16 protein-coding genes are annotated in these 20,750 nt (G+C 40.8%); 4 read left to right on the forward strand and 12 right to left on the reverse strand.

Translation table 11 applies throughout. The annotated features are described in order from the left end of the window. Positions 1-5: 5 nt before the first annotated feature. From VEHSUH05_RS03635 to pduB, 6 genes are read right to left on the reverse strand one after another with little or no spacing between them, the layout of a single operon-like run. Positions 6-377, reverse strand: coding sequence for a glycerol dehydratase reactivase beta/small subunit family protein (locus VEHSUH05_RS03635; RefSeq protein ID WP_245875922.1), 372 nt, complete (start codon positions 375-377; stop codon positions 6-8). After that, positions 377-2,203, reverse strand: a complete 1,827-nt coding sequence (locus tag VEHSUH05_RS03640) for a diol dehydratase reactivase subunit alpha (protein WP_105090746.1) — start codon at positions 2,201-2,203, stop codon at positions 377-379. The genes VEHSUH05_RS03635 and VEHSUH05_RS03640 overlap by 1 nt, the downstream gene beginning before the upstream one ends. 18 nt (positions 2,204-2,221) lie before the next feature. Next, positions 2,222-2,743, reverse strand: coding sequence for a diol dehydratase small subunit (locus tag VEHSUH05_RS03645; protein WP_038117219.1), 522 nt, complete (start codon positions 2,741-2,743; stop codon positions 2,222-2,224). An 11-nt stretch (positions 2,744-2,754) separates the two neighbouring features. Next, complete coding sequence (locus VEHSUH05_RS03650; RefSeq protein WP_105090747.1) at positions 2,755-3,453, reverse strand: propanediol/glycerol family dehydratase medium subunit; 699 nt, start codon at positions 3,451-3,453, stop codon at positions 2,755-2,757. A gap of 9 nt (positions 3,454-3,462) precedes the next feature. Next, positions 3,463-5,124 (reverse strand): propanediol/glycerol family dehydratase large subunit, encoded by a 1,662-nt coding sequence (locus tag VEHSUH05_RS03655; RefSeq protein ID WP_105090748.1) that lies wholly within the window; start codon positions 5,122-5,124, stop codon positions 3,463-3,465. A gap of 21 nt (positions 5,125-5,145) precedes the next feature. Continuing rightward, complete coding sequence (pduB, locus tag VEHSUH05_RS03660) at positions 5,146-5,847, reverse strand: propanediol utilization microcompartment protein PduB (protein WP_281252011.1); 702 nt, start codon at positions 5,845-5,847, stop codon at positions 5,146-5,148. 458 nt (positions 5,848-6,305) lie between these two features. Between pduB and VEHSUH05_RS03665 the strand changes: the two genes are divergently transcribed. Continuing rightward, positions 6,306-7,196, forward strand: a complete 891-nt coding sequence (locus VEHSUH05_RS03665) for a PocR ligand-binding domain-containing protein (RefSeq protein WP_038117222.1) — start codon at positions 6,306-6,308, stop codon at positions 7,194-7,196. Positions 7,197-7,305: 109 nt separating this feature from the next. Here the strand turns inward: VEHSUH05_RS03665 and VEHSUH05_RS03670 are convergent, their stop codons facing one another. The 5 genes from VEHSUH05_RS03670 to VEHSUH05_RS03690 form a co-directional block, all read right to left on the reverse strand. Next, positions 7,306-8,139 carry a MetQ/NlpA family ABC transporter substrate-binding protein gene (locus VEHSUH05_RS03670; RefSeq protein ID WP_105090750.1) on the reverse strand — a complete coding sequence of 278 codons (834 nt, stop codon included), beginning with the start codon at positions 8,137-8,139 and terminating at the stop codon, positions 7,306-7,308. A 373-nt stretch (positions 8,140-8,512) separates the two neighbouring features. Beyond that, entirely contained in the window at positions 8,513-9,826 is a 1,314-nt protein-coding gene (locus VEHSUH05_RS03675; protein ID WP_105090751.1) for a DUF389 domain-containing protein, read from the reverse strand. A 9-nt stretch (positions 9,827-9,835) separates the two neighbouring features. Next, positions 9,836-10,873 carry a nicotinate-nucleotide--dimethylbenzimidazole phosphoribosyltransferase gene (locus tag VEHSUH05_RS03680; RefSeq protein ID WP_105090752.1) on the reverse strand — a complete coding sequence of 346 codons (1,038 nt, stop codon included), beginning with the start codon at positions 10,871-10,873 and terminating at the stop codon, positions 9,836-9,838. A gap of 291 nt (positions 10,874-11,164) precedes the next feature. Continuing rightward, positions 11,165-12,484 carry a dicarboxylate/amino acid:cation symporter gene (locus VEHSUH05_RS03685; protein ID WP_105090753.1) on the reverse strand — a complete coding sequence of 440 codons (1,320 nt, stop codon included), beginning with the start codon at positions 12,482-12,484 and terminating at the stop codon, positions 11,165-11,167. 132 nt (positions 12,485-12,616) lie between these two features. After that, the gene (locus tag VEHSUH05_RS03690) at positions 12,617-13,789 is read right to left on the reverse strand and encodes an iron-containing alcohol dehydrogenase (protein WP_038117231.1); all 1,173 of its coding nucleotides are present in this window, start codon (positions 13,787-13,789) and stop codon (positions 12,617-12,619) included. Between the two features lie 155 nt (positions 13,790-13,944). On the opposite strand from VEHSUH05_RS03690, the gene VEHSUH05_RS03695 reads away from it, so the two are divergent. After that, positions 13,945-15,498, forward strand: coding sequence for a hypothetical protein (locus tag VEHSUH05_RS03695; RefSeq protein WP_105090754.1), 1,554 nt, complete (start codon positions 13,945-13,947; stop codon positions 15,496-15,498). Between the two features lie 120 nt (positions 15,499-15,618). Here VEHSUH05_RS03695 and VEHSUH05_RS03700 read toward each other — a convergent pair whose 3' ends face one another. Then, positions 15,619-16,557 carry a DUF2806 domain-containing protein gene (locus tag VEHSUH05_RS03700; RefSeq protein WP_170007095.1) on the reverse strand — a complete coding sequence of 313 codons (939 nt, stop codon included), beginning with the start codon at positions 16,555-16,557 and terminating at the stop codon, positions 15,619-15,621. 690 nt (positions 16,558-17,247) lie between these two features. Between VEHSUH05_RS03700 and VEHSUH05_RS03705 the strand changes: the two genes are divergently transcribed. Both VEHSUH05_RS03705 and VEHSUH05_RS03710 read left to right on the forward strand, forming a co-directional pair. Beyond that, entirely contained in the window at positions 17,248-19,530 is a 2,283-nt protein-coding gene (locus VEHSUH05_RS03705) for a ribonucleoside-diphosphate reductase subunit alpha (RefSeq protein WP_105090756.1), read from the forward strand. A gap of 115 nt (positions 19,531-19,645) precedes the next feature. Then, positions 19,646-20,674 (forward strand): ribonucleotide-diphosphate reductase subunit beta, encoded by a 1,029-nt coding sequence (locus tag VEHSUH05_RS03710; RefSeq protein WP_105090757.1) that lies wholly within the window; start codon positions 19,646-19,648, stop codon positions 20,672-20,674. Positions 20,675-20,750: the final 76 nt, after the last annotated feature.

The raw sequence follows: 20,750 nt of genomic DNA on the forward strand, positions 1-20,750 counted from the left end.
TGTATTTAAAAGGCTACTTCCAATCGTTTATCTGAAACGAAAGGATTTCCTTTTACAAGGCGAGCTGCATTGACACCTAAGGTGCGTAAACTATCTGGATATTGACTATAACCGCTAAGTCGGTAGATAAATTGATGAGCTGGTATATTTTTATAGGTCAATACAATAGCCTGATCATCAACGCCAATACCTACAGACAAAGCCGAATTACGAGATGCTAAGTCAGCTAATGCAATATGAGTACCGCTATGGGACTCAATTACCACAGGAAGGTCTTCCTCTTCAATACCGTATAAGAGGGGCTTTAATACGTCCTCACTGATATGCTGTGTTGTATAAAGCAAGATGGTCGGTTTACTAATGATACTTTGATCCATCATCGGCCTCCTTTCTGTACATAAGATAGAACAAGTCCTGTTGCTACCGCATTACGCGCCCCTTCAATGCCTCGAATATTGCCGCGGCCAGCTACTAATGCATATTGTGAAAGTGCATCAGTCACAAGTTGAGGAATTTCAAAATCTAGTGCGGAACCGCCTACAATAACTACAAATGGAATGTCTCGTACATTATGAGTGGGGCTTACAGATGCCAAGGCACGAAGTGAATTTGTTACAAATACCCGTTTCTTTGCTGTTTGGCGTACGCGCTTAATCGTTTCTAATGGTATATCTCGTTCTATAGGAACGAGACCATCAGGAGTGACGATAACTACACGACCAAATAATTCCGCAGATAGCGGCTCGTTGAAAAATTGTACTGTACCATCTTCGTGACGAATATGATATACACTGAGTACTTGAGCTAATGGATCTCGTTTAATAGCCTCCGCAATATATACATCTTCAAGTCCAAGTTCAGAATTGATGAGCATAGTTACCATGTTTCCTGCACCTGCAAGATGAATGGCCTTAATTTTACCTTCTCGGTTAATGATAGATGCATCGGTAGAGCCTGCACCTAAGTCAAGTATGGCCATCGGTTTCGCTGTTCCTGGTGTTGTCAAGGCACCTAGGATAGCTGATTCAGCCTCTTCACCCCCGATTTCAACAGGAACGCCTAGCTCTTTCTCCACCTGCTTCGCAATGATTTCCATTTGTAGATGATCTGATTTAACCATGGATGCAATGCCTACAGCTTGTTCCATAGAGAATTCACCTGCGAGTCCACCTTTTACATTAATAGGAACAGCCACATCTACAGCCAGTAAATCTTGGATATACACGTCTTGAGGTGATTTATTTGTCAATTGCGCCATAGTGAGACGAACCTTTTCCAGCATGCCCCCCACATTCGTACCTGCTTCGCCGCTAATATCCTCAATAGGATGAACAGATTCAAGGGTTTCCATGATTTTCTCCGCCCCAGCAGATACATCAACGGATACAGTTCGGTCATTACCCATAACAATGATGGAACCAGCCGGTATTACACGCTCCTTAACGTCCCCTGCAGGAGTTTTGATAACAACGGCGGAGCGATTGCCGATAATGGCTCTAGCAATAGGCACAATATTTTTTGTCTCTTCTGGTGAAAGCTCAAATACAGTAGCAATCCCATAAGGATTCGATAATTGTGATACTACCTGCCCTGGTTCTACGACCTCTACGGCAGAAAGCATGTCCATTGGAATTTTATCGATATACGCAACCTCGTCTACGATAGGAATTTTGTTATCTAATCGATTGTTGACGAGTACTCCATCATCAGCCTGAAGGATCGCAGCCCGAATATCATAACCTCGTTTACAATACGCATTGATAAGCTGTGCTACCAATTCAAAATCGATAATCTTTGAAACTACCACGATATATGGCTGACCTTGTGGCTTATCGATAAGCTGCTCAATGGGAACAGTATACCCTACGCCAAGGCCTAAGCCACCTGGTGTTTTAGGATTGTGACCTATCATAGTAGATTCTGTGATAATCGTTTCCGTAATAGTTTCCATGGCCACATCGCCAATAACTGGTGTAGCCTCATTAATGCGAACCAAGTCAATATCTCGTAATGTAAGATTAGCAGACCTGATTAGCGACTTGAGGGCATCCATGAGGCCCACGATATTTTCTCGTGTCCCTTTAATACCAGTTGTATTGGCAATCGCGGAAGATAAGAACTTTACCTCCCCATTGCTATGAATTTCGGCCAAGGCCGCTTCTGTTGTAGAATTTCCGATATCGATGCCAACAATTCGTTTCATAATGACATCTCCTATTGGTTAATTATCACCTTTCAGTTTTTTACGACGTTCGTAGTTTTCTGCAGCTTCTCGTACAAAGGTTGCACAAATTGGAGCTCCCAGCCCATCAAGTTCATTAGCAATATCCAATAACTCTTGTTTAGAGGAACGATATGGACGAAGTGCATTGTACATTTCAAGTAAGCGTTTATCACTAACCTTCGTCATTTCTGCAGCGCGAGAAAAGTTGAGTTCAATTTGATCACGTCCGCCAGCCTTAGCGATTTGCCCTTGAGCTTTCAAAATAGAAGGAGAAATTTTCAAATCATCCATTGTAATATGGCCTGCCATTACGTTATCCATTGTAATATAGCTTAGGTCACGACCTTGACCAAGATCAATCCATTCAGGATGTTTCTTCGCAATCGGGTAATCTTCGATTGTAACTACACTATCTACAGTAGTTGTTGTATGTGGAGTAGAGTAATGAGTAGTATTGCCCTTTGCATCTTCTAGTTCAGATACAATCTGCCGAATTAAGGTTTCTAATTCATTAGCCATAGTAAACCTCCTTATACAGTGACACGAACTTCATCAGCCGGCTTACCTTTTACTACATGCTTAGTTTCTTTAATATGAAGCAATGCAGACAATGCTTGGTATTTCGGTCGAGCCATTTGATCGTTCAAGGTGGGTACTGGTGTTGGTGATTCGCCCTTAGCGTATTTAGCAGCATTTTTACCGATAGCACGGTATGTTTCAGCCGTTAATAGTGGTGCTTGAGGGAATAATTCCAAGTTTGAAAGTGGTTGTAAGTCGCGTTGATGAATCAATGTTGTACCTTTAGATTGAATACCGATACATACACCAGATCCAGAAATAGAATCGCCTTCAACGGCTACGGCCGCTACGTCAGAGGATCGATATACACGAATCACGCGAGCTTTAAGTCCTTCCTCTTCAATGCCTGCTACCACTTGGCGAATTACTTCTTGATGCGGTACACCAACAATGGTTTGTCGTTGACTACGACCAAAGGCAGGGCCTACAGCAATAACTACTTCATCGGCGCTTGTACCAGCTTGTGCTGGGCCACCAGTTTGTAGCCAACTATCGTCACCAGTTGGGTCTTCATGTCTAGATGCCGCACTTGGTGCGGTGCTTTCACCAACATTAGCCTTGAATTGTGGTGCCTCATGAACACCACCCATTTCTTGTAATACGTCCAGGATAATAGAGCGTAATACATCTCTGTTAATTTCAGCCATCATGACACCTCCTTATATATCCCGTGGATCAATGGCATTTGGAATATCTTTAATACGTTCCCAATCTTCACCTTCCACACGATACCCTGTGCCAACACCTTGATAGTCATTTCTATTATTAATCGCAGAAATAACGTTGAAATCACGGTCAAAAATGGCCGATGTTTGTAAGTAATCGCCGGTGATTTTTTGTTTTAATAGACTCAAAACACTTTGTGCTACATCAGTATGACCTTCTTTAGCTAATCCTTTTACAAAGTCAACGCCTGTAACACCGCGATTCAACAAGTCTTGAGCCGCTTTAATATCTGCAACCTTGTCGCGAGGAGGCATATCTTTAGACCCATTCGCATAGGTAGCAGCCTCTACCTCTTGATCTGTAATTGGAGGCAAACCTAATGATTTGAACAAAGCTTGAAGCGCACGAGCAGCTTTATTTCGAACTTCCACCACTTCTTCTTCACGAGCAGGAATAAGACCACCATTTACCTTAAGGTCACGTTGAATAACTGTCCAGTCATCATAGTCCTCTGCATCCCAGTTGGAACCAGCAAACATGTTGTCATAGTTTGGTGTAGAGCTATAACCAGAGCAGATAAAATCAGTACCAGGTGCAAATTGCATCAATGTACGTGCTGTTCTGCGCAAATCAGAGTGACTGAATGTTTGGTCATTACTAGATGCACATTCAAGGTCAAGCATAGCCGCTACAAGATTTTCTGCTAATACAGCGCGGATACCAGAAGGTACAGCTGCAGGAATACCGATACAGCTTACAGAACCATTTTGGATACCTTGTACGCCAGCTCCTTTTGTAATGTATAAACAACGGATTTCAAGGTACAACATAGATTTACCTTCCGCTTGGCCCATTTGTACTTCAGAACCCGTACCAGAAGTAAAACGCATTTTTAGGCCCCGAGAAGCATAAGCAGATGCAAGGAAACCTTTAGACCAAGGTGTATCATCACCATCGGTAAATACGTCTTCAGTACCATATACGGAAATTGTTTCTGCGTAGGCTGTAAAACCACGCATGCCAAGTTCCAATTCTGTTGCTTCTTCCAAGGAGCATTGAGTCAATACACCTGGTCGACCACATTGAGAGCCTACAAGTAAGCTAATCGCATTTAGTGGTGCATAACGAGCAACAGCTACAGTGGTTTCTTCTTCTGCAAAACCACGAAGTGCACCTTCTGCTGCATCTGCTGCAATTTGTACTGGGTTATCGTTTACGTTCGTTACATGGGCTTGGTTTGCCATTGTACGACGAGCACGCATTTTTTGCATGCATTGCATCATCTCAACAACGTTCATAGAACAAACAACTTCAAGCATTTTAGCAGGAGTAATAGATTTACAAATCTTAACGATTTCTTCACGAGGTACTGATGGTGTGAGCATCATATTAGCAATCTCTTTTGAGTCTTTTGACATTGCTTGTTGAGCACCATCGAGAACGATACCGTAATTTGCAATGAATGTATCGATAAGATCAAAGTCTTCGCGGTGTTTACCGTCAAGTTCAACAATACGGCCCCCTTCGATTACGAGGCTAGGTTTTGGATCTTGAGGAGATTCCATGGCTATAAAACCTTCCTCCACCCATTCCTTTACATAACCATCCTGATTGACCGGACGTTGACTTAAGACTTCGAAACGTTTTGATTTCATAGGGCATACCATCCTTTCAGATTAGATATAGGAAGGGGCTTCGTTCACTGGTTCGTCACCCATCGTACCGAGCAATTGTTTACCTACTTCACGAGCAGAGATAACTGCTTGTCGTACAGCCCCAGAATCACCAGAAATCTGTAAAATTACTTCGTTAGAATTACTTGTGCCTGCAGAAGGAGATGCATAACCAATTACATCAACATTAGCAGATTTAACAGCTACATCAGCCATGACTACACCGATAGCTGCCGGTGCACCTACGATAAGGCCAAATGCTTTACCCTCAGGCGCGCCAAATGCTGTATTTACTGCATGGCTGGCACGTGCTGTATATTGTAACTCAATATGCCCCGCATCATTTCCATATACATCACCAAAAGTACGTTCCACTTCAGCTAGAGCTACTTCAATAGCACGTTTTACATCAGATACATCATCACCACCAAAAATGATAAGTGAACCATGTCCTGCACCACCTTTTGTATCACGAGGTAGTTCAATACTAACAATTTCAGTATTTGTTGCCTTGACTGCTTCATCAGCAGCCATAATATGTGGCCCAGCACCAGTACGAGCACCTAAAATACCAATAGATCGATATTTTTTCTTCAGTTGCATCGCATCTAATACTTGTTGATCTACATTAGCAATTACAAGACCTATAGTATCACCAGTTTTACTAGTACCTACAAATTCAGTTAATCCACATGTTATCGCCATAATACCCTCCTTAGCCATAATGAAAGTATTTTTCTATAGGGTTTTTCATTTGTATTTCATATATATACAACAAACCACCCCATACACTATATAACTTTATAGAGCATGCTTTGCTATTCAATCTCTGTCCATTGGGCTCAATCCTTTCTCAATTTATGTAACGACAGTATTTATCTACTTTTATTATAAAAATTTTGAAATACAACATTTTTATGTATATTCATAAAATGCAATTTTTCTATTACCAAAATACTATAATCCTGTTATACTTATACATATAAAGGCGAATAAGTATTAATAATAACCTAAAGTTATATGTATATGAATTTTAAGTGGCATATCACTTTTCTCTTTTCTTAGGCTTATAATTCCCCCTACTAAATAAAGAGTAGGTAGAGCTACTATAGCACAGTACGCTTACCAGACCTCTTAATATATTAGTGATTGGAGGTTTCCCTATGATTTGTACACAAGAAGATGCGAAACTTATTAACGAAATCATGCGTGATTTCACAAATATTACAAAAATTGCGGCTATATTTGTCAATAATCGAGGTAAAGTATTATCTCAAGAATATAATTTTTCACCATTTTGCAAAGTAGTAAGACGTAACCCAGCATATGCACGCCGATGCAATCAATGTGATCTATATGGTGGTTTAGATGCTACAAAAGAGTTATCTTCATGTCCATACCGATGCCATATGGGACTTATAGACTTCTCTGTTCCTGTTATGAAAGATGGTGCTATTTTAGGCTTTATCATGGCAGGCCAAGCAAAAACTGAAGATACTACAATTAAACCTATCTTGCCTACGCAAACAAATTGGCACGACAACACAAAACTTCGGACGCTTTACCAATCATTACCAAGCCTGACGGCAGAACAAATCTACAGTGCTACAAAGGTTTTACGTATTCTAGTTGCACACTTCTTTCCATTCAATGATTTATCAGTAGAAGAACTACCTTACGGGAAATTACCAAACTTTGTTGAAACAGAGCGTCCTATTAATCGTCCAGAAATACGAAAGGCAATCTTATACATAGAAAAAAACCTGAGTAAACGCGTTTCACTCAGGCGAATTTCAGAACATATTCATTTAAGCGAGTCCTATTTCTCTAAGATTTTTAAAGATGACACAGGACTTTCAGTAGTTCAATATATAACACTACTACGTATACAGGAAGCAAAAAAATTATTAGTATATTCCCAATTAACGGTCAACCAGATCAGTAAAACACTAGGCTACAACAGGACCAGTTATTTCTGTAAGATATTTAAAATGGCTACCACTGAAACGCCACATTCATATCGGAAGAAATATGCGAAACCAATTGATGCATAATATAACAAAAAGGTGTAACACCAATGGTGCTACACCTTTTTTTGTATCTATAAAGTTATGTCATAAGAGAGTATTAAATTTAATACATATATGTTATTACAATCATTGATTAGAACGCTGGGATGATAGCCCCTTTGTAATGTTCTTCAATGAACTTCTTAACTTCTGGAGATTGTAATGCTTTAGCTAATTTTTGAATAACTGGTTTATTTTCATCACCAGGGTTTACGGAAAGAAGATTTGCATATGGAGAATCCGCTTTTTCTACGAATAAACCATCTTTTGTAGGATTAAGACCTGCTGGCAATGCATAGTTAGCATTGATTACAGCTGCGTCTAAGTCTTGAATGGAACGAGGAATTTGAGCTGCCTCTAACTCTGTAATTTGAATGTTTTTAGGGTTGCTAGTTACATCAAATGGTGTGTTAGTCAAACCAGTTGGGTCTTTCAAAGTTACAAGACCTGCACTTTGTAACAAGAGAAGTGCACGAGCACTATTTGTTGGATCAGATGGAATCGCTACTTTTGCGCCATTTGGCAAGTCTTTCAAATCTTTGATTTTTTGAGAGTAAATAGCCAATGGTTCGATGTGAACTGGGGCAAAGCTTACGAAGTTTGTGCCATGATCTTTATTGAAGTTATTTTGGTAAGGCACGTTAGCAAAGAAGTTTGCATCTACTTCTTTACTGGACAACGCCATATTTGGTTGGATGTAGTCCGTAAATTCAATGATTTGAAGATCTACACCTTCCTTAGCTAATAAAGGCTTAATTTGATTTAAGATTTCAGCATGAGGTACAGGGTTCGCTGCTACCTTTAACACCTCTGCTTTAGAACTACCAGCACTGCTGGAACTTGTGTCATTTGTGGAAGAGCCACAACCACTAATCAATAAGGACGCACCTAGTACGGCCGTCGCTGCTAATGCTAACCATTTTTTCATGTAATCCTCCTATCTACGATGAACACCTACATCTATTGACGAGGACTCACGCGTATACAACACGCGTAGATATTGTAATAAATTTATAGTTTCTTATTCATGTATCTACATTTAATTATTTAATAATTTCGATGTTGTAAGTATAGCAATTTAAATCCTACTTGCATAATAGATTTTATATATTAATCTTTATAACTAAAATCTATAGCAAGGATAAAATAATAACGTTTAACTATACCAAGTACATAAAAACGGTACTAAGATGATTTCCCGTACTACTAGGTAATATACCTAATAGCTAAAATCAAACTTAGTACCGTTATAAATGTCGCTCTATATAATAAACAATCTAATCAAAATCAAAAAGATCAAATTATAAAGTTGACGTTGTTTGCTCAATAGAAATAGTTACAGGTGCTGATAATTTAGCCTCTAGCCAAGCTTTTATTCGTTTCGAGTCTACATCAGATACACTAGACGTGGTATGGATAATCACTATATAACGACTCGCTTTAGCCTGTTCAAGATTATCTATCAAAGGCATACCTTCCACTTTGCTTACAAACGGGAATAACGCCTTTGCTTCAGCTTCTGTCGTTTTCATAGTGTTTATAGTTTCACTTACTAGTTGATAAGTCGGCTGGTACAGATTACTCAAGTTTTTATATTTTTCAAGATTTTCCGAAGATTTATTCAAGTTCGTCTTATCCATAGTAGATTTATTCTCATCTACGCTATTAACAAATCGCAATGTATAAGGCTGCAAGTACTCATCTTTCCGTAACTTGTCATCCAACTGGGATTGTTCCTCTGAAGTCACCGGAGCTCCTATAACTACTATGTTTACTAGCTTATTTACTCGATCCAATGAATAATCAATCACTTGTCGACGTCCATCTTGATTAATATCGTTTTTAATAAACTGCTCTATATGATTTGACTCAGAATACTTAGCGATCATATCATAGCCTCCATAAATACTTGGTATAGCCATAATAAGACCAATCACAAGAAATATTAACTGATTCCGACGAATAATCTCTTCTGCTTGCTTATAGGATGGCAAACCATATACACCCTTTAAAACAATGAAAGATCCAAAGAAGATGAAAAATGCATTTATAAAGAATAGATAGCCAGCCCCAAAGAAATAGTTCCAATTTCCATTAGCAAGTCCATATCCTGCCGTACATAGTGGTGGCATAAGTGCAGTCGCAATCGCAACCCCTGGTATAACATTATCTAAGGTCTTACGCGTTTGCCCAATAATCCCGGCTAACCCACCAAATATAGCAATAAATACATCAAAAATACTCGGTTCTGTACGCGCTAACAGTTCAGATGTAGCCGTCTGAACGGGAGAAATATAAAAATACAAAGTAGATGCTAAAACAGCAATCGTAATCTGTAAGGACAATCTTAAAATAGCACTTTTTACAACTGTAAAATTAAGCGTAGCGAAGCCAAAACCAGTTGCTAAAATAGGTCCCATCAACGGCGATATAAGCATAGCACCAATAATAACTGCCGTACTATTCATATTCAACCCAATAGAGGCAATAAATATGGAGAGGATCAGGATAACTAAAGCAGGTCCCTTAGTCTTAGCCCCACCTATCAGTCTTTTAGCAATGGTTGCATCATCAGCTCGCTCAAAATGTATATCAAAGTATTTATTTATTTCCATTCTTCTTCCTTATAATTTCATCAGCTCTGCAAAGGTGCCCACATTTACAAACATATGCTGCGTTGTTTTTAGCATTTGCACCATCAAAATGGCTCCTGTGCCTTCCCCCATCGACATTCGTGCTTGAATAGGAACCATGTCTTGAGCGATCCCCACCTCAGCTAAAGCGAGTTCCGTACCTTTTTCTTTAGACTGATGCGATGGCAATGCATAGTCCTTAACACGAGCGTTTACGTGCGTTGCACAAGCAGCTGCCACAGATGTTATAAAGCCGTCAATGACAAAAGGCTTTTCAAATTCTGCACAAGCTATCATCGCACCAAGAATAGCCGCAATATCAAAGCCCCCTACATGAGCTACGATTTTACAAACTCGGTCAGGCTCATGTTCAGAAACTATATTGTTCTTATGATGCTCTAAAACAGACCGAACAAAATCAATTTTACGCTTCATCAGCTCTGGTTTGTCTGGCCAAGAACCAGGTCCTACGGTTTCCGTCGGATCAGCTCCAATTAATGCAGACAACACACACGCAGAGGTTGTTGTATTCCCTAAACCCATTTCACCAAAGGAGAGCAGATTGATTCCTTGTTCTACATAATGTTGAACCCGTTCATATCCAGCTTGAAAGGCACGATTAAACTCATCCTCGGTCATCGCAGGATGGTTCAAAATATTCTTTGTCCCCTTTGCTACTTTGCGATTCACACCAATACCATCATCTGAGGCAATGCCTACATCGACGACCTCATAAGGAATATTATTGAAGTTGCAAAACTGTGTTGCAGCTGAACGACCAAGTAACATATTGCGAGACTGCTTTTGGGTCACCTCGTAGTTATAGCCTACATAGCCTTCAATGTTACAACCATTATCGGCAGAAAATATGATATGCTGTGGTCGGATTTCGCCATTAATCTCGCCCCATGCCGTGCAAATCTTACGGAAATACATTTCCCATAAACCAAGACCACCTGGGATGAGGCATTTCGCTTGAAGAAATTTATTTAATTGTTTCTCTATCGGTCTTACTGAGTTATCTTTCATTCTCGTCTCTAGTCCGTACGTAATGTGCCGACTAGCCTTCTATTAATTCGATATTATTCTATATGAAAGTATAACACAAAAAATATATATAGTAATGTGACTATTGTTTAGTTCTTAAAAGTATAATGTAGCTTTGAATTTTATTCTTTTTACATCTATATTTTTAATCGAAATTATCATTACACAATTACAACCAATCTAGTAGATAAAAAAAGGTTATTCCCTCACAGGATAATCTTTTATTTGAGTTATATAATTAAATATTTTTATTAAGTTATTTGATCTCCAAAATTAAGCACCTTGGAACTGAGACATATCATCCCCACTGGAGTCGTCCAGTTTACCTTGAAGATCATGATCAACCATGGCACATACAGATGCATCAGACCATACGTTTTCAGCGGTTTCAATCATGTCAATAATCGTATAGATTGGCAAGATGATACCGAGCAAGCCGATTGGTGCACCGATGGAGCTCATCAAGGACAAGGTCAAGAAATAGCAGCCCATTGGAACCCCCGCATTACCGATAGCGGCGAGAACAGCAATAAATAGCCATGCCACCATCGTACCGATAGTCAACTCAATACCCGCATTTTGCATTACAAACAGGGATGTAACGAGAATGAAAGCTGCACAGCCGTTCATATTGATGGTTGTACAGATCGGCAATACGAAGCGCGCCACTGCAGGATGTGCTTTCAGGTTATCCTCGGCGGATGCCAATGTTACAGGCAATGTTGCGGCCGATGATTTTGTAAATAATGCAACCGCTACGGCCGGAGACATCTTGCGAAATACGTCAACCGGGTTTAAACCGCGGAACAGCAGGAACAACGGAATTACGATAAAGAATTGAATCAAGTTCCCGCCGATAACAACAGCAGTGTATTTGCCTAATGCACCTACGATGACACCGGCTTCGATTTGTGCGGACAATTGCCCCGCAAAGGCAAGAATACCGATTGGCAACACATAAAGCAACGCTTTAATCAAGGTAAACAATAATTCCTGTAAACCGAACAAGACTTTCAATACCGCCTCGCGACCTTCCGTACGAGGCATAAAAGCAAAGGCCAAACCGACAGAAGCGGAAATGAACATCACGGACAATACATTTGCCTGCAGGTACGGTTGCAAGATATTGTTAGGGATTACGGATAAAAAGTGATCGTAATACGTTACGGCGCCCAATTTTTCAGGCACCTGAGCCGCCCCTGCGCCGATTACATCCAATGGTAAATTACCCGGCGCAATCCAGAGGTACAAGCCGAGACCGACGGCGGCGGCACAAATTGTAGTCAACAACGTATAAACCACAGCATGACCGAAGATACGGCCCGTATCCTTTTTAGCGCCCAGCATAGACAATGTGGTAATAACCGCTAATGATACGGTCGGTATCGCAATAAACTGGAACAACCGCGTAAACACAGCGGCAATGAAATTGAAAAGATCATTGAGCACAGGAATATGCTGCCAGCCCAGAATCGCGCCAATGATGAGCGCCCCCATCCACAAGATAAACTGGCGCAACTTACCTTGGCCTCGGCTCTTTAAGGTAATCTCCTGCGCTAAAGCATCAACTTTTTTATTATTCTGCTCTGCCATAAAACACCTCACAATAAACTACTAAGGGAGACTATAAAGCTCCAATCCTATAAACCGGAAAACATAAATTTTTCGGTCTCTTTGTAAAACCTATTATAAAGATATGCTTTAATGATGTCAATAATAACAAAATCACATCATTTTCTCATACAACATTTCAATATCCTCACGGCTCACATCAGCCATAGTATTTGCCAGATTCCCCGCCGCTACGACGTATACATTATCGACGAGCCAGGGGATATCCTGTTTGGTAAATCCTAGTTTCGTAAGGTTCGTGGTTAAGTCCAGCTCATCCACCACGCTTCGTAATGCCTCACCGAGTTCAGATCCGTCCCCATGATTAAAAATACGTGCTAAAGCGCCAAATTTCTCCGGATTCCCGTTCCATGTATAGTCCACCACAACAGGTTCAATCACGGCCAGACCGACGCCATGCGTAATGCCTTTAAGGCCACTGGCCGGATGCTCCATGCCGTGTCCAAGTGTTACACCGGCCGTATTGATGACCATACCGCCGATCGTGCTGGCAAGGGTCACCGATTCCCACGCATGTTTACATTGTTCATCAGATAGTGTACCGGCCTGTCCGTTAGCAACGGCTTTCACATGACGATAAAGAGGCACCAGGCATTGTGCCAACAATGTTACCGCATGGTGTGCCAACGCATCCGTAAAAGGCTGCGCCGTTTTCGATGTGTACGCCTCGATATTATGACACAACGCATCAAATCCGACAGATGCCAATACATGCGGCGGCATCGTTCCCATTACACCGGGATCCACTATGGATACCTTCGGTACGATGGCATTGCAACGCAAGGATTTTTTATCACCCGTCTCCGGATTCGTCAATACGCCAAAGCCGTTCCCTTCAGATCCAGTGCCACATGTCGTCGGGATGACTACGAGGGGAAGTGCATTCTCACTCGTTTTCCGATTGAAAATATAATCGTTAATATCCCCGTCGTTCACCGCCATGAAGGCAATGCCTTTCGCACAGTCCATGATAGATCCCCCACCGATAGCGAGGACCATGTCACATCCTTCAGACTTGGCTAATGCGGCGCCGTCCAAAGCCGTCGTTGTCAACGGATTAGCATCGACCTTGTCAAACAGTACATGATCAATATATGCCGCATCAAGCTTTGCCACTACGCGGTCATATAAACCGGACTTTTTGGCACTGGTCCGCCCCGTCACGATGAGTGCTTTGTTGCCGTATGCTTTCACATACTCGGAAACACTGTCCACCTTATTCCAACCGAATTCAATATGCACCGGCAAAAAATATGAAAACTCCATTGCGCTACCTCTTTTCTATTAACATCCATGTCTTACCGCTATTGTAATGTAATTCACTATACATGTAAAACCTCAAAAATCTCATAGGACTTTCACCACAAAACAAGTATACTATGTATAAGCGGGAGACTATATGTTTAGAAGGAGAACAACCTATGAAATTTGCACTGACGCATTTATGGTCATCATTGAAAAACCTGGCAAAAGATTCGCCCCTGTTATTAATTCTGATCATTCTGTTTTCTTGCACGCCGTTCTACATTAATACTGACTGGTTTGCCCAGATAAATACTATATTCTACATAATGTATTCGGTCATCATCATATTACAATCATATATAACGCGCGAACGAAGGTATTCCCTATTATTCACCATAGTCAGTATTATCATCGCCGCAGGATTACATACAATTTATAAAACATACCAGGATATACCTGGCATTAAAATGGCCATTGAAAACATGACAGCCCTCTGGCTGTATTCCATGATTACCCTCTATTTCACGTCCGCCGACGGCCACTATATAGGGGAAATCATCAATCGGCTCAAGCGTATCGGTATCACCATCGTTTCCTCCCTGCTGTACAACATCATCATTGCCATGAGTTTGTGGTTCTTATATATCATTTTAGGCGATGTCTTTCCCTTTAAGGAGACCACGTTCAAGATATTGGTATCAATCAACCTGTTTATCTGTACGACCATGATCTGCTCGTACAGGGAATCCCCTGAAGGTCCTCCCGAACCGGGTTCATTCTTTACCGTTGTGTTCGGCGTTATTATCCCTAAGGCGTCAATCATAACGGGCATCCTTGCGAACATCTATCTAGTTTTAATTCTGTTGGGTCTTCGCGATGACACGCGATTCCTCTACACGTATTATCCGTATGTGTCGCTGTTCTATCTGTTCTACTTGGCCAGTTTCAGATCTACTGAAAGAAGCAAAACACAGCAGCTACTCTGTTTCTTTTTCATTACGTTGACACTGTTGTGCTTATGCCTCATCGGCAAACGCGTTATTAATGAACCTGTGCTTTGGCTCAACACGATTTACGTTGCCGCCTTCAACTTGATTTTCCTCGCCTACAACCTCTATTCCCTTGTAAAACGATTAACGCCGTCAGTACATACGTCTATCATGGCACTCGCGTTAGGGGCTGTCCTCTTAATGCCTGCTATCGGTTACACATCCTATATGGAATTTACCACCTACGATTACGATGGTGAAAGCTGGCAGCCGCATCTGGATATTGCCAGAACCTTCTCACCGGATTACAGTGCCTACAAAGTACAAAAAGACGATGAAATGAAAACGAAACAGGAGGAATCTGAAAATACGATCAAGCTGCAAACAATCAACTTCAAAGCGATTGAGCAGCCCGAGGTTGTTTCCATCGGGGACTACAATAATTTCATTTCCCATAAAGAATTAAAATTATATGAGCCCACCACACGTACAGCGGAAACAGCTACTGTCGACTTCAGTACAATCAAATTCAATCTGGTCAATGACGGGAAGGATTTAGAGGTATTTTTACCGAACGGCATCATGGAAACTCACCATATCTATGATACGCTCCTTACTGTCGACAAAAATTCTACAAAACCGGTCGTCATCGAAGGTACCGACTATAGACTTTATATCTATTCCTACTTCTTTAACGAGTACGGAACGCGTAGCATTACATTTAGTGTATTATATAAATAAATCTATCTACTCTACTCCCAAAAGAGTAGTGCTAAAAAATTTTTTATTTAACTACTTTCTCAAAACTAAAGACCACACAAGGCAGATTTCCTTCAGTGTGGTCTTTTAAATTATCTATTCTTATATAACATTTTCTTCATTACTAGAAATAAACTCTAATAGATTTTTACCATCATGTATCATGGACTTCTCATCTAAACTAATAATTTTATACACTCCTAAAGTATACTCCTTATTTTCATTAACTATTTCCTTTGCAAGGTCAATAAAATCTTCTACTGATATACTTTTAGAAACTAACGTAGCAATTTCATGTCCTGCTTGAGTAAAAGGATATACCTTGATGTGAGCTTTAATATCTTTACCATCTGATGCTGCAATGCTCATAATCAACTCGCTATTCCAAAATAAAGCTTGGGGATCTTGACTAATACTTAGACTAAAACCAATTGTACCTTCATTAAATATAAGACCTTGTTCATTTAATTTCATAATATCAGCATAATAAATATTATGCTTTTCAAGATACGTATCATAATGTGGTAAAAAACAACTTTGTCCTCTAGTCATAACAGAATGAGAACATACCAAGCTAAATAGCTCAGCATCCTTTTTACTAAGATTTCTTAATACATCAATTGTTTTAAGCGAAAATGATGATGGTTCAGAAACCTCATCTGCTAAAAGTTTAGCCCACAACTCTTGCATTGCTTCATCACTAATATTCCCTACAGCTTCATAAAATCTTACAAACCAATCAAAATCATAATTTGCATTGTTATTATCATGAGGTATTTCAGAATAATATTTATCAGCTTTTCTAGCGACCTCTAGAAAGTTACTCGCTTGGTAATATTCCACATAGGTCATTTTACCTGCTTTTAGTAAACTATCAGCAACTTCTTTAAACTGTCCATTTTTAATCTTTTCAAATTCGGCAACTGATGTGTTACGCCTTAAAAAAATAACCGTAAACAATCCACCTACTACTGAACCAACAGCATTTATTACATTTGGAAAATTATTACCTAGAAAAGAAATTATCTCCGCTCCAGTCATAAGTTTATTCTCCCTTATAAAGTAATTTACTAACTTCATGATATCACAAATTATCAACTTTACTTTTATCTTCTACTTATCCATAAAAATCAAACTCTTTCTGAGTCAGAAAATACCACTATTTATTTTTAGTTTTTCTGAAATCCCCACGTCCACATTTCTTTGCTTTAAATCCCCTTTATATAGCATTATTATATCTCAAAATATCAACTTTTCGAATAATAGCCCTATTAAATATCCGATTTGGACTCACTCCACACCTACCAATTAGAAACAATAAGTTTTCTAAAGCTCTTTCCTAAATATCATACTTACGCTTTCCCAATTAAAGATGAAAAATGTATTAAGCAAACTAAAATTCCTAATAACAAACAGTTATTTTTCTATACTAAAATAAGATAAATAAATTGCAATCATTATATTTTATCTATTCATATAGAAGTTGTAAGCATTTCTCACCATATTCTCCAAAACCATGTGAGTATATTGATATTTTCTAAATGTCAATATTGAATATATAGAATTTTTTCGCTATAATCATAACATACTGTATAAACCAAATAAGAAAACTACCATATATAGTAGTTTTCTTATTTTTCTGATTAGACTTTCATTAAAGATAGTTTATATCTTTCAGTCTAATTTTATGTATGCTTTAAATGACAGTTTTAAGACGTAAGGGGAACCATAATGGAGATTATGATCAAGAAACGGGATGGCCACGTCGAGCCGTTATCCGTTGAAAAAACGAAACGCATGATTGCCTTCGCATGTTTAGGGCTGGACTCTTGTGATCCGCTTGAACTGGAAATGGATGCGAAATTACAGTTCGTTGACGGCATGACCACCAAGGAAATTCAAAAAACGCTCGTTCAGACGGCTATCGAAAAGGTTATCTCAAAGAAAGATGACGGTTTCGGCAACCAAGTCAACAAAATGAATCAGGATTGGCAATTTGTGGCTGCTCGCCTCTTCTTGTTCGATCTCTACAAGGAGGCTGCTATCACACGCCGTTACAAGGCATTCGGTTACGGCAACTTCCCGAACCTCGTGCAAATGCTGGTGGATGAGAAAAAATACGCCAACTTCTTCGTTACGGAATATACGCCTGATGAATTGCAGGAATTAGGCGATTACATCAAGCCGAAACGGGATTATCTCTTCAACTATGAAGGTCTTAAATTGTTGGCAGACCGTTATTTAGTAAAAGGATTCAACAAGGAAATCTACGAATTGCCGCAGGAGCGTTTCATGGCTATCGCCATGCATCTCGCACTCGTAGAAGGCGACAAAAAAGTAGAATATGCCAAGAAATTCTACGACTTGATGAGTCAGTTAAAAATGACGACGGCCACCCCTACATTGGCAAATGCAGGCACGCCGTTCCATCAGTTATCATCCTGCTTCATTTCCGGCGTGGATGATAATTTGTGGTCCATTTATGATGTAAACAGCAAATTCTCTCGTGTATCCAAGCACGGCGGCGCCCTCGGTATCTACCTCGGCAAAGTTCGCGCATTAAACTCCGACATTCGAGGCTTCAAAAACTCCTCCGGCGGCGTTATTCCTTGGATTCGACTGTACAATGATACAGCCGTCGCCGTAGACCAGTTAGGCAAACGTAAAGGCGGCGCAACGGTAACACTCGACATCTGGCATAAGGACTTCTACGAATTCGTGGAACTTCGCACGAACAATGGCGACGACCGTCGTAAGGCCCATGATATTTTCCCTGCCGTATCCATTCCGAACATCTTCATGGAACGCATGATGGCACGCGAAAACTTCACCCTCTTCGACCCTCATGAAGTATTAACCGTAAAGGGTTACTCCCTCGAGGACTACTTTGATACGGATGATGAAAAAGAGTTTACGAAACGCTATATCGAGTGCGAACAGGATCCTAACTTACACGGCATCGAAGTACCGGCGCTGGACATGATGAAAAAAATCATGCGTTCCGCCGTTGAAACGGGCACGCCGTTCATCTTCTTCCGCGATACGGTAAATGCGGCAAACCCTAACAAGCATGCGGGCATGATTTACGCATCCAACTTGTGCCATGAAATCGCTCAAAACGTGGGCTTTACAAATCTCAATGAAGAAATCATCAACGAAGACGACAGCATCACGACGAAAACAAATACGGGCGACATGGTGACATGTAACTTGAACTCCATCAGCTTGGGACGCATTGCGGACGACGAATTGGAAGCGAACATCGCCCTTCAGATTCGAATGCTCGATAATGTTATTTCCATCAACCAGGCACCGGTACCGGAATCCCGCATAACATCCGATAAATACCGCGCCATCGGCCTCGGTACATCCGGTTATCACCACTACCTCGTCAACCACAAGATTCAATGGGAATCCGACGAGCACATCGAAATAGCGGATAAACTCTTCGAAGATATCGCTTTCTATGCGATTAAAGCGTCTATGGAGCTGGCAAAGGAAAAAGGGGCCTACCCTGCTTTCAAAGGGTCCGAATGGGAAACGGGCGAATATTTTACCCGCCGCGGTTATACGTCCGACCGCTGGAAGCAGTTGGCCAACGATGTAGCTAAATACGGCATCCGCAACGGTTATCTGATGGCGGTGGCCCCTACGGGATCCACTTCGAACATCGCTAATACCACGGCCGGCATCGACCCGATTTTCAAAAAATTCTTCATCGAAGAGAAAAAGGGTTCTTTCACACCGAAAACGGCGCCGGATTTGAACAACGAAACATTCTGGCTCTACAAAGAGGCTCATACAATCGACCAGCAATGGTCCATCAAGGCTTGCGGCGTCCGTCAACGTCACATCGACCAGGCACAGTCCTTCAACCTGTATATCACTCCGCAAATGAAGGCGAAAGAAATTCTCGATCTTTACATTGAGGCATATAAACAGGGAATCAAAACGATTTACTACATCCGCAACCAGTCCCTTGAAATGGACGAATGTACGAGCTGCTCTTCTTAATCGAGCAGCACCAGTTTCTGTGAAAGCGGCGTTCTATGGATGCTTTCACCCATACTATAAATCTGATGACGACCTATATTTCTATAGGTCGCATCGCTGTATACAGGAGATTATCATGGATAAAAAACTCATATTTAATGAAAACGGCGACCGCGGCACACAGGCCATGATTGGCGGCAACACGACCAATCTGCGCGAATGGAACCGTATCAAATACGACTGGGCGAACCAAATGTATCGTACCATGCTCAATAATTTCTGGATTCCTGAGGAAATTTCTCTGAACGAGGACGTAAAACAGTTCCCATACTTAACGGACAACGAACGTCGCGCCTTCGATAAAATCATTTCCTTCCTGAATTTCCTCGACTCTATTCAATCGGAAAACCTGCCTAACTTAAGCCGCTACATCACGGCCGCCGAAGTGGCATCCCTCTTGAACATCCAGGCGTTCCAGGAGGAAATTCACGCGCAAAGTTATTCCTATATTTTAGATACCGTAACGAATCCGATTACACGCGACAAAATCTATGACGAATGGCGTACGGACAAAACTCTGCTCGCCCGTAACCGCTTCATCGCCGACGCATACCAACGCTTCAGCGACGATCCGAGCGAAGCAAACCTTATTCACACGATCATTGCGAACTATATCTTGGAGGGCATCTACTTCTACTCCGGATTCAGCTTCTTCTACACCTTAGCACGCCAAGGCAAGATGGCCGCTACATCCACGATTTTTAAATATATCAACCGCGATGAAGTGACACATCTTGTATTGTTCCAAAACATCATCCGCGAATTGCGCCGTGAACGTCCCGATCTGTTCACGCCTGAACTGGAATCAAAAATTACGGACATGATTCGCCAAGGTGCGGAAAATGAAATCGAATGGGGTCAATACATTACGGACGACAAAATCCTCGGCCTCAACAACGTCCTCATCGAACGCTACATCAAATACCTTGCGAATATCCGCTTAGAAGCGATCGGTTTGCCTCATCTATATCCTGAAATCAAGGAAAACCCTATGGAATGGATTGAAAGCTTCTCCAATTTGAACAGTACGAAAACGGACTTCTTTGAAGCAAAAGTGACGAACTATACAAAAGCGGCGGCATTCGATTTCGACGACCTGGAATAATATAGTCTATTTCTCCATAAATTAAACGCTTATTAATATAAACAGCATATCAAAAACAAATTAAACTCATAACTAC

The organism is Veillonella denticariosi JCM 15641, assembly GCF_002959855.1.
Lineage (GTDB): Bacteria > Bacillota > Negativicutes > Veillonellales > Veillonellaceae > Veillonella > Veillonella denticariosi.